Below are 10443 nucleotides of genomic sequence, written 5' to 3'. Positions count from 1 at the left end.
CGGCGCGCGCGTCCGGCCCGTCCGCCGCGACCGCGCCGTCCCCGGCCAGGCCCGCGGCCCCGACGACCACCGACGACGCGCGCGTCGTCGCCCCGGCGTTCTTCTCGGGGCAGGCACTCCTGCGGGCCCCGGGCGACGCCGCCACGTGGCGCGCGGTCGCGCAGGTCGCGATCGGCTGGCCGTGGCTCCTGACGTTCGGGATCCTCGCGCTCGTCTGGACGCTGACCTCCGCGGGACTCGTCGCCGCGTTCGGCGTCGGCCTGCCGATGCTCGTCGGCGGGCTGGTCGCGGGGCAGTGGTTCGCCCGTGCCGAGCGCGCCCGCGTCGCCGCCCAGACGGGTGTCGTCGTCGGCGCCCCGACCTACCGCCGCGGCCCCCGGCCCGGGTGGTGGCGTTGGGGCACGTGGTGGGCGGTCCTGTCGGACGGCCGCCGCTGGGCGCACCAGGTGTACGCCGTCGCCGGCCTGGGCGTCTCGTCGCTCGGGTGGGCGCTCGTCTTCGGCCTCGCCGGTGCGGGCGTCGGTGCCGTCGCGTTCCCCGGCTACGGGCACGGCTCGGTCGTCGACGACTGGTTCGGCCTCGCGTGGCCGCTCGTGATCCTCGTGACCGTGCTCGGCGGCGTCGCGCTGCTGTGGCTCGCCGCGCTCGCCGCGCAGGCCACCTCGCTCGTCACCGTGCGCCTGGCCCGCGCGCTCCTCGGCCCGACGGCCCAGTCCGAGGCGCTGGTCGAGGCCCGCGCGGCCGTCGACCGGGCCGAGGTCCGCGCCGAGCAGCTGCGCGAGACCCGGACCGCCGCCGTCGGCGCGGCCGACGAGGAGCGCCGCCGTATCGAGCGCGACCTGCACGACGGCGCCCAGCAGCGGCTCGTCGCCCTGGGCGTGGAGCTCGGCGCGGCCAAGCGTGCCGCGACCCGCGACCCCGAGACCGCCGCCGCCGCGCTCGACCACGCGCACCGCGAGGTCAAGGAGACCCTGGCCGAGCTGCGCGACCTGGTCCGCGGCATCCACCCGGCCGTCCTCACCGACCGCGGCCTCGACGCGGCGCTGTCGGCGCTCGCCGCCCGCACACCCGTGTCCGTCACGGTCGACGTGCCCACGCCCGAGACGCTCGCGCTCGCCCCGGCCGCCACGCAGGCCGCCGCGTACTTCGTCGTCGCCGAGGCGCTCACGAACGTCACCAAGCACTCGGGCGCGCAGAGCGTGCTCGTGGAGGCGACGGTCGTGCAGGGCGCGACCGGACCCGCGCTCCGCGTGGTCGTCGCCGACGACGGCACGGGCGGCGCGACCGCCACGCCCGGCAGCGGGCTGGACGGACTGCGCAGCCGTGTCGCCGCGCTCGACGGCACGTTCGACCTCGACAGCCCCGCCGGAGGCGGGACCCGGCTCACCGTGGAGGTGCCGTGCGCATCGTGATCGCGGAGGACTCCGTCCTCCTCCGGGACGGCCTGTCCCGCCTGCTCGAGGCGGAGGGCCACCAGGTGACCGGGTACCCGACGGCCGACGAGCTCGTCGCCGCTCTCGGCACCGGGACCGCCGGCGACGACCTGCCCGACGTGGTCGTCACCGACGTCCGGATGCCGCCCAGCCACACCGACGAGGGCCTGCGCGCCGCCGTCCACCTGCGCAGCCTGCACCGCCGCCTGCCGATCCTCGTGCTGTCGCAGTACGTCGAGCAGCGGTACGCCGCCGAGCTCTTCGCGGGCGACGTGCGCGGCCTCGGGTACGTGCTCAAGGACCGCGTCGCGGACGTGGAGGAGTTCCTCGACGCCCTGCAGCGGGTGGCCACCGGCGGCACCGTCATCGACCCCGAGGTGGTGGCCCAGATCCTCGCCCGCACCCGCAGCACCGGCCTGGAGACGCTCACGCCCCGTGAGCGCGAGGTGCTCGGCCTCATGGCCGAGGGCCGGTCCAACACCGCGATCGCCGAACGCCTCGTCGTCGGGCTGCCCGCCGTCGAGAAGCACGTCACGTCCATCCTCACCAAGCTCGGCCTGCCGCCCGACGCCGACGACCACCGCCGCGTGCTCGCCGTCCTGCGCTGGCTCGAGCACGGCCCGACCGCCGCCCAGCCCGGCCCGGTCGTCACGCCGCCCGGCGGCGTCGGCACCGGCCGCCCCACGAACGGAGCACGCGCATGACCGCCACCCTGCAGCAGCCGCCCGTCACCCCCGTCGGCCCGCCGCCCGCCGACCCGACCCGCACGCCGCTCGGCCGCACCCTCCTGTGGGCCGGTGTCGCCCTCGGCGTCGCGACGATCGCGTGGGGCGGCGTCCAGGTCGCCGACCTCGCGATGTCGAGCACCGAGCGCGCGAGCGCCACCTACGACGCCGCCGACGTCGTCGAGCTCGTCGCCGACGGGCGCGTGTCCGTGTTCGCCGGTGACCAGGACCTGGTCGACGTCGAGCGCATCGCCCGCAGCGGCTTCTCGTCGCCCACCTACTCCGTGCAGCAGCGCGGCGACCGGCTCGTCGTCCGGCACGAGTGCGGCTCGTGGTTCGGCGTGTGCACGGGTGCGCTCCAGGTGCACGTCCCGCGCGACACGCACGTCGTGGTCCGGACCTCCAACGGCGACGTCCTGGCGCGCGGCCTGGCCGGCGACCTCGAGGCGCGGACCTACGACGGCCGCGTCGAGGCCGACCGGATCACCGGCGACGCGCAGCTGCACTCGAGCAACGGCGACGTGATCGTCACCGACGTCTCCGGCGACGTCACCGCGCGGACCTACGACGGCCGGATCGACGCGCAGGGCGTCGGCGGCCGCATCGAGGCCGTCACGAGCAACGGCGACGTCCAGGTCGTCGACGTGGGCGGCGACGCGATCGCGCGGAGCAGCGACGGGAGCATCGAGGTCGCGGACGTGCAGGGTGACGTCGAGGCCGCCACCAGCAACGGGGACGCGACGGTGTTCGGCACCGGCGAGCCCGTCGCGCTGACGATCTCCACGTCGAACGGCCGCCAGACCGTCGAGGCTCCGACCGACCCGTCCGCGCCGCGCACGGTGCTCATCCGCAGCTACGACGGCCACGTGTCGTACCTCGCCCCGCGCTGACGACCGCCCGCACCCGTGGGCATGACGAGAGGCCCGGACCGGCATGATGCCGATCCGGGCCTCTCGTGTCTGTCGGGGTGGCGGGATTCGAACCCACGACCTCTTCGTCCCGAACGAAGCGCGCTACCAAGCTGCGCCACACCCCGTGGAGCCCCGTAAGGATAGCCGACGGACGCCGCTAGGACGAAACTCGATCCGGTCGCGGGGGTGCGCTCACCTGATGTTGTAGCAGTAGCCCGTGAATCCGGTGCCGTCGGCGTTCTTGCCCGGCACGAGGAGCTTCGCCTGTGTGTTGGCGCCGTAGATGCCGTCGGCCTTCAGGCCGTAGGACGCCTGCACCTGCTTGAGCGCCGTCTCGGTCTGCGCGCCGAACCACCCGTCGACGGTGATCGGCTTGCGGTAGCAGAGGTTGAGCGCCGACTGGAGCTCCCAGACGGCGCTGTAGGACGCCTGGAACCCGAGGCGCATGACGACCACCGGGTTGCTGCCGTTCTTCATCCAGCACGAGGAGAGGCCGACCATGTCCGCGGACGGCGGGGTGATGTACGGGCCGTATCCCGTGGCGCGCGGGTAGGCCTGGTAGTGGCACTCCGGGACGGCTGCGCTCGACGCGGTCGCCGTGGCCGCCAGCGAGCCGGCGGCGAGCACGCCCACGGCCAGTGCTCGGGTGAGGGTGCGGAAGAGTCGTGTCCGCGGTCGGACTGCGGTCTCGGTCGACATCGGGCCTCCTTGCCTGGATCCGCCGACGGCGAAACGTCGTGGTCGCCCGGCCGGAGCCGAGGCGACAGTCAGCGCGAGTATGACGGGTATGACACGTCGTCAAAACCCTGTTTTGACTGTGATTCAGATCACATTGCATTGCTCAGACACGTCCCTGCGAACTCCGCCAGAGTCCCCGTGTCCGCCGACGGGAGACGCGTCCGGGCGGGTCGCACGAGGGGGGCGTGCGACGAGGAGCTCGACGTCGAGCCAACCGGGGGCGTGCGTCGCCGCCCTGTGCGTGATCCGTCGCAGGAACGGACCACAGGCAGCCGCGTCGACAGCAGCGGCGATCACCGCACGCCAGCGACAGCCGCACCTCTCGGGCTGGCGCAGTCGCGGGGCGTCGACCGACGCGCCGCCACGACAGAGCCGTCCCGCCCGGGACGGAGAAGGAGAGCGACATGCACATCTCTCGCTGGGCACGAACCGTCGCCGTTGCACTGGTGGTCGCCGGGGCGACGACGGTCGCCGCATCCGCACCGGCGTCGGCGGCGCTGCCCGTCTGCAACGCCGCCGCTTGGGTCTCGGACATCAAGGGACACGGCCAGTTCGGGCGGGAGTTCCGGCGCTACCAGCCGCTCCGCAACGACGTGGTCCACTTCAACCAGTGCTACCTGGCGGTCGGGACGCGGGGCGAGCCGGTGCGTGCGCTCCAGGTCGCCCTCAACGCGTGCTACTCGCGAGGGCTGGTCGCCGACGGCATCTACGGGACGAAGACGCGCGACGCGCTCGCCGCCGTCCAGCGGTCGCTCGGCCGGACCGCCGACGGCCAGTTCGGCCCGGACACGGAGTACTGGATGCGCTTCCCCGACTACTGGTCGTCCGACGGCACCTTCGCCGGGTGCGAGTCGAGCTGGGAGCGCCGGTAGTCGTGGCCGTTCGCCGGCGGACTCTCGCTCGACGACGTGCGAGGGCCGCCGGCGGCAGCACTAGGCGGCGACGAAGCTGAGCAGCGTCGCCTCCGGGCGGCACGCGAACCGCACGGGGGCGTAGGGCGACGTGCCCAGCCCTGCGGAGACGTGCAGCCAGGACGACCCCGCGCCGCCCGGGCGGTCCGGGCGCGGGCCCGGCCAGCCGTGCAGGCCCTTGGCCCGGCGCGTGTCGAGGTCGCAGTTCGTGACGAGCGCGCCCCACAGCGGGACCGCGAGCTGGCCGCCGTGCGTGTGGCCCGCGATCGTCACGTCGGCGTCGTCGGCGTGCATCGCGTCGAGCACGCGGCGGTAGGGCGCGTGCGTGACGCCGAGGTGCAGGTCGACCGGCGTCGAGCCCGTGCGGGCGTCGTCGTCCCCGCCCGCCGCGGGGAAGCGGTCGCGGTCGAGGTGCGCGTCGTCCGTGCCGACGAGCGACAGGACGCGCCCGTCGACCTTCACGACGTCCCGGCGGTTCGACAGGTCGATCCACCCGGCGGCGGTGAACCGGGCGACGAGCTCGCGCCACGGCAGCTCGACCGGCTTGACCGGACCGGCGCCGCGCGAGTCCGGCAGGAGGTAGCGGGCGGGGTTCTTGGGGCGCGGCGCGACGTAGTCGTTCGACCCGAGCACGAACACGCCCGGCCGGGCCAGGTGCGGCTCGAGCGCCTCCAGGAGCGCCGGCATGGCGTCGAGGTGCGCCCAGTTGTCACCGGTGTCGACGACGAGGTGCGGGTCCAGGGACGCGAGGTCGCGCACCCAGTCGACCTTGCGGCGCTGCCCGGGCGTCAGGTGCAGGTCCGACAGGTGCAGCACCCGCAGCGGGTCCTGCCCGGTCGGCAGCACCGGCACGGTCACCTCGCGCAGCGTGTACCACTGCGCCTCGACGACGGACCAGGCGAGCGCGCCGGCACCGAGGAGCGCCGCGGTGCCGAGCGTGCGTCCGACCGTCACGGCTGACCGCGACCGTTGCCGCCACCCGGACCGCCGCCGTTGCCGCCGCCGTTGTTCCCGCCGCCGTCACCACCGCCTGGCCCGGGGCCGGGTCCGGGGCCCGGACCGCCGCCCTGGCCGTTGGACAGCTTCAGCGTGATCGTGGCGCCCTTGTTCGCCTGACCGGACGGGCTCTGCTCGGCGACCAGGCCGGCGCCGACGCTCGACGCCACCTGCTGCCCGTCGACGCGGACCTTGAAGCCGCGCTGCTCGAGGATCGCGCGGGCGTCGCCCTCGCTCCGACCGATCACGCTCGGCACGTTGACCTTCTCACCGAACACGAGCTTGTCGTCGGGTGCGGCGAAGCCCGGGTTGTCACCGCCGGCGAGCGCCTGGACCATGAACCGCTTCCAGGTGGGGGCCGACACGGTCGCACCGAACGCACGGTCGACCCACTTGCTGCCGACGTACATCCGCTTGACCTGACGCTTCGACTCCTTGGGGTCACCGAGCCACACGGCGGTCGCGAGGCGCGGCGTGTAGCCGACGAACCACGTCTGCTCGTTCTCGGAGGTCGTGCCGGTCTTGCCGGCGGACGGGAACGGCGGCGCGCCGACGCCGTCGGCGGTGCCCTGCCAGACGCCGCTCAGCGCGAAGTTCATGGTGTTGGCGACGCGCGGCTCGATCGCCTGGTGGCAGGCCGCGTCCGGGACCGGCAGCGGGGCGCCGTTGGTGTCGGTCACCGCCGTGATCGCGATCGGCTTGCAGTACACGCCGCCCGACGCGAAGGCGGCGAACGCCGACGCCATCGTCAGGGGGGCGACGACGTCCGTGCCCAGCACGTTCGACGGGTTGACGCCGAAGCGCGTGCTGCCCTTGAGCAGCCGGTCGATCGTGCCGTCGTCCCGCTCGCGGCCCTTGGCGCGGTGCACGCCGATCGACTCGGCAGCGTCGCCGATGTTGCACATGTCGAGCTCCATCGCCATGGACAGGTAGGCGAGGTTGACCGAGTTCCGCGTGGCGTCGAGGACGGTCATCATGCTGCCGTTGCCCTCGGAGTTGTTCGGCGTGTACGGAGCGTTGCCCGCCTTGGCGCCGCAGATGCGGAACATATTCTCGTTGAGCGGGCGCTTGGCGCCGTTGACGACCTCGTAGAGGCTGTGCCCGGCCTGGAGCCACGCGAGCAGCGTGAACGGCTTGTAGGTCGAGCCGGGGGCGAAGCCGCCGGACGCGCCGTACGCGAAGTCGGTGTTGAAGTTGATCGGCTCCTCGCCGGGGTTGGCGGCGACGGGCGCGTAGATGCGGTTCTGCGCCATCGCGACGATCTTGCCGCTGCCCGGCTCGACGCTGACGAGCGCGTGCCCGAGGCGGCTGGAGTCGTCGACCGGCACGGCGGCCTTGACCTCGGCGTCGGCGATCGCCTGCTTGCCCGGGTCGAGCGTCGTCGTGATCGTCAGGCCGCCCTGGTAGAGGAGCGCCTTGCGCGCCGCGGCGTCCGCGCCGAAGGTCTCGTCGTTGACGATCACCTTGGTGACGAAGTCGCAGAAGTAGCCCGAGCCGGGGACCGCGTCGCTCGCGGCGATGCACCCGACGCGCAGCGGGTGGACGTTCAGCGTCGCCTCGACGGGCGTCGCGAGCCCGGTCTGGAACTCCTCGTCGGTGATGTAGCCCTGGTCGTGCATGGTGAGCAGGACGGTGTCCCGGCGCTCCTTCGACACGACCGGGTCGCGCACGGGGTCCCAGTGGGTGGGGCTCTGCGTGACGCCGGCGATCGTGGCGGCCTGGAGGTAGTTGAGGTCCTTCGCGGGGATCCCGAAGTAGTACTGCGCGGCGGCCTCGGCGCCGTAGACCTTGATGCCGAACTGCGCGATGTTGAGGTACTTCTCGAGGATCTCGTCCTTCGTCATCTGCTTCTCGAGCGCGATGGCGAGCTTCGCCTCCCGCAGCTTGCGGGCGTACCCCTCGGGACCGTCGGCCTCGGTCGCGGCCTGCATCGCCGCGAGCCGCTCCGCCTCGGTCTCCTTGGTGGCGGCGGCCTGGATCAGCACGTTCTTGACGTACTGCTGCGTGAGCGTCGACGCGCCCTGCTGACCGTCGTCGGCGCCGCCGAGCGCACCCTTGACGGCGGCGCGCAGCATGCCGGGCGGGTCGACGCCCGCGTGCTGGTAGAACCGCTTGTCCTCGATCGCGACGACCGCGTGCTGGAGCTGGATCGAGATCTCCGACAGGGGGACGACGACCCGGTCCTCGCTGAAGAACGTCGCGAGCAGCGTGCCGTCGGCCGCGAGGATCACGGACTTCTCGGGGAGCTGGGTCGGCTCGAGCTCGGTCGGCAGGTCGTCGAACGCGGTGACCGTGAGGTCGGTGACCTCGTCGGCGACGGCGACCCCGGGCAGCACGAGGCCGGCGGCGAGCACGCCGCTGACGCCCGCGACGAGCACGAACGACAGCAGGAGCGCCAGGGCCTGGAACGCGTTGACCTGGCGGCCCCGCGCGCGCGGAGGATGCGGCATGGCGACAGGGTAGTCGGGGCGCCTCAGAAGCCCGTCTTCCTGGGCCTCGAAGGGCGCGACCTGCACCGGACCTGCACACGTCGCGGACTGGTCGAGCGTCCATCTGGCGAAATGACCCGTTAGGAGTCTCGCCAGACGGACGCTTGACCGACTAGTTTCCCCGCAGGACACGGGTGCCCGCGGCACCCGTCCGTCTTCTCTGGAGGGTGAGTGGCAACCGTCACGCTGGACGCGCACTGGACCGCGATCGCCGCCTGTGGCACGGGCAAGCTGTCACCGGACGCGCTCTTCGTCGAGGGCGCGGCCCAGCGGGAGGCGCGCTCCGTGTGCACCGGCTGCCCCGTCCGGCTGGAGTGCCTCGCCGACGCGCTCGACAACCGCATGGACTTCGGCGTCTGGGGCGGGATGACCGAGCGCGAGCGGCGTGCGCTGCTGCGCCGCCGCCCCGAGGTCCGCTCCTGGCACGCCGAGCTCGTGGGCATCGAGACGGGCGTGCTGCCGGTCCGGTGAGAGCGCTTGCACGGCACCGTCGCCGTGCACGTCGGGGGTCTCTCGAGCCGCTGACGACGGGTCCGTGGACCGACCGTCGGCCGTGCCTCGTCCCGCTAGGGTGAGCGCATGGCGACGCAGCAGTGGGAGTACGCGACGATCCCCCTCATCATCCACGCGACCAAGCAGATCCTGGACCAGTGGGGCGCCGACGGGTGGGAGCTCGTCCAGGTGATCCAGGGCCCGGACGCCGGCCTGGTCGCCTACCTCAAGCGCCCGAAGCAGGCCTGATGGGCGTCGCCGCCCGGCTGGCCGAGCTCGGGCTCGAGCTGCCGACGGTCGCCGCGCCCCTCGCCGCGTACGTGCCCGCGCTGCGCGACGGCGACACCGTGTGGACATCCGGGCAGCTGCCCTTCGTCGCGGGCGCGCTGCCCGCGACGGGCAAGGTCGGCGACGGCGCGGGCCTGATCGCCCCCGACGAGGCCGCCGGGTACGCCCGGACGGCCGCGCTCAACGCCCTGGCCGCCGTCGCGGCGGCCGTCGCCGCGGACGGTGGTCCGACCGGCGCCGACGCGCTCGACCGGATCGCGCACGTCGTCAAGGTCGTCGGGTTCGTCGCGAGCGACCCCGCCTTCACCGGTCAGCCGGGAGTCGTGAACGGCGCGAGCCTCCTGCTGCACGAGGTGCTCGGCGACGCCGGCGTGCACGCGCGCTCCGCGGTGGGCGTCGCGGTGCTGCCGATGGACTCGCCCGTCGAGGTCGAGCTCGTCGTGCGCCTGCGCGACTGACCCCGCACGCGACTGACCCTGACCGCCGCGCGCGGGCAGACGAACGGCCCCGGTCCCATCGGACCGGGGCCGTCGTACGTCTCGTGCGGCGCGGCTGCCCTCAGCGCGCGCGGCGCTCCAGGCGGTCGATGTCGAGCAGGACGACGGCGCGGCCCTCGCGCCGCACCCACCCGCGCGCGGCGAAGTCGGCGAGCGCCTTGTTGACGGTCTCGCGCGACGCGCCGACCAGCTGCGCGAGCTCCTCCTGCGTGAGGTCGTGCGCGACGCGGACGCCCTCGTCGACCTTCTCGCCGAACCGGGTCGACAGGTCGAGCAGGGCCTTGGCGACGCGGCCGGGCACGTCGGAGAAGACGAGGTCGGCGAGCGCCTCGTTGGTGCGGCGCAGGCGGCGTGCGAGGGCCTGCAGCAGCTGCTGCGCGACCGACGGCTTGTCCTGGAGCCACCTGATGAGGTCGGCGTGGCCGAGCTCGAGCACCTCGGCGTCGGCGACGACGGTCGCGGTCGCGGTGCGCGGGCCCGGGTCGAACAGGGACAGCTCGCCGAACATCTCGCCCGGACCGAGCACGGCGAGGAGGTTCTCGCGGCCGTCGTTGGAGCGTCGTCCGAGCTTGATCTTGCCGTCGCGCACGACGTACAGCCGGTCCCCGGGCTCGCCCTCGTGGAACAGCGTGTCGCCGCGCACGAGGTGGAGCTGCTTCATGGTCGCGACGAGCGCCCCGGACGTCTCGACGTCCAGCCCCGCGAAGAGGGGGGCTGCCAGCACGATGTCGTCCTCCACCGTGGCTCCTTCCTTCCCGGCCCGACCCGACGGTCACCGGCCTGACGACCGCGCGCGAACCGTCTGGCTCGGTGGCGGTACCCGTCCGGCGTCCTGGTCTCGGGCACCGGCCATCTCACAGTTTGCCGTATGAGGGGCCTCAGCCCCGACCGATGGGCTCCTGGAGGCACGCGGCGGTCGCCTCGGGGTCGAGCGCGAGCCGCGTGATGAGCTGGTCCGTGGTG

11 protein-coding genes and 1 tRNA gene are annotated in these 10443 nt (G+C 73.7%); 7 read left to right on the top strand and 5 right to left on the bottom strand.

The window, feature by feature from the left end; all coding sequences use genetic code 11:
- The 3 genes from CTKZ_RS07170 to CTKZ_RS07160 form a co-directional block, all read left to right on the top strand.
- A partial coding sequence (locus CTKZ_RS07170) for a sensor histidine kinase (protein WP_235843386.1) occupies positions 1–1412 on the top strand: 1412 nt, incomplete at its 5' end.
- Entirely contained in the window at positions 1400–2137 is a 738-nt protein-coding gene (locus CTKZ_RS07165) for a response regulator (RefSeq protein ID WP_124342310.1), read from the top strand. The genes CTKZ_RS07170 and CTKZ_RS07165, both read left to right, overlap by 13 nt.
- Positions 2134–3048 carry a DUF4097 family beta strand repeat-containing protein gene (locus CTKZ_RS07160; protein ID WP_124342309.1) on the top strand — a complete coding sequence of 305 codons (915 nt, stop codon included), beginning with the start codon at positions 2134–2136 and terminating at the stop codon, positions 3046–3048. Before CTKZ_RS07165 ends, CTKZ_RS07160 begins: the two co-directional genes overlap by 4 nt.
- Positions 3049–3120: 72 nt before the next feature.
- On the opposite strand, the gene CTKZ_RS07155 is transcribed toward CTKZ_RS07160, so the two are convergent.
- Both CTKZ_RS07155 and CTKZ_RS07150 read right to left on the bottom strand, forming a co-directional pair.
- Positions 3121–3194: transfer RNA gene (locus tag CTKZ_RS07155), tRNA-Pro, on the bottom strand.
- A 67-nt stretch (positions 3195–3261) separates the two neighbouring features.
- On the bottom strand, positions 3262–3768 hold the full coding sequence (locus tag CTKZ_RS07150; protein WP_124342308.1) for a peptidoglycan-binding domain-containing protein: 507 nt from the start codon (positions 3766–3768) through the stop codon (positions 3262–3264).
- Positions 3769–4211: 443 nt separating this feature from the next.
- Between CTKZ_RS07150 and CTKZ_RS07145 the strand changes: the two genes are divergently transcribed.
- Positions 4212–4679, top strand: coding sequence for a peptidoglycan-binding domain-containing protein (locus CTKZ_RS07145; protein ID WP_124342307.1), 468 nt, complete (start codon positions 4212–4214; stop codon positions 4677–4679).
- A gap of 60 nt (positions 4680–4739) precedes the next feature.
- Here the strand turns inward: CTKZ_RS07145 and CTKZ_RS07140 are convergent, their stop codons facing one another.
- Together CTKZ_RS07140 and CTKZ_RS07135 are read right to left on the bottom strand one after the other, a co-directional pair.
- Positions 4740–5672, bottom strand: coding sequence for a metallophosphoesterase (locus tag CTKZ_RS07140; RefSeq protein WP_124342306.1), 933 nt, complete (start codon positions 5670–5672; stop codon positions 4740–4742).
- The gene (locus CTKZ_RS07135) at positions 5669–8164 is read right to left on the bottom strand and encodes a penicillin-binding protein (protein WP_124342305.1); all 2496 of its coding nucleotides are present in this window, start codon (positions 8162–8164) and stop codon (positions 5669–5671) included. Before CTKZ_RS07135 ends, CTKZ_RS07140 begins: the two co-directional genes overlap by 4 nt.
- Before the next feature lie 210 nt (positions 8165–8374).
- Between CTKZ_RS07135 and CTKZ_RS07130 the strand changes: the two genes are divergently transcribed.
- The 3 genes from CTKZ_RS07130 to CTKZ_RS07120 all read left to right on the top strand — a co-directional run bounded on the left by CTKZ_RS07130 (position 8375) and on the right by CTKZ_RS07120 (position 9441).
- Positions 8375–8674: a WhiB family transcriptional regulator gene (locus CTKZ_RS07130; protein WP_304515688.1), complete on the top strand. Its 300-nt coding sequence runs from the start codon at positions 8375–8377 to the stop codon at positions 8672–8674.
- A 108-nt stretch (positions 8675–8782) separates the two neighbouring features.
- Positions 8783–8944: a Sp36 family protein gene (gene sp36 / locus CTKZ_RS07125; protein ID WP_124342304.1), complete on the top strand. Its 162-nt coding sequence runs from the start codon at positions 8783–8785 to the stop codon at positions 8942–8944.
- On the top strand, positions 8944–9441 hold the full coding sequence (locus CTKZ_RS07120; RefSeq protein ID WP_124342303.1) for a RidA family protein: 498 nt from the start codon (positions 8944–8946) through the stop codon (positions 9439–9441). The genes sp36 and CTKZ_RS07120 overlap by 1 nt, the downstream gene beginning before the upstream one ends.
- A 100-nt stretch (positions 9442–9541) precedes the next feature.
- Here the strand turns inward: CTKZ_RS07120 and CTKZ_RS07115 are convergent, their stop codons facing one another.
- The gene (locus CTKZ_RS07115) at positions 9542–10219 is read right to left on the bottom strand and encodes a Crp/Fnr family transcriptional regulator (protein WP_124342302.1); all 678 of its coding nucleotides are present in this window, start codon (positions 10217–10219) and stop codon (positions 9542–9544) included.
- Positions 10220–10443: the final 224 nt, after the last annotated feature.

The sequence above is a fragment of the Cellulomonas algicola genome (assembly GCF_003851725.1).
In the GTDB taxonomy this organism is placed as follows: Bacteria; Actinomycetota; Actinomycetes; order Actinomycetales; family Cellulomonadaceae; genus Cellulomonas; species Cellulomonas algicola.
This window is presented reverse-complemented; position numbering and strand designations above follow the sequence as displayed.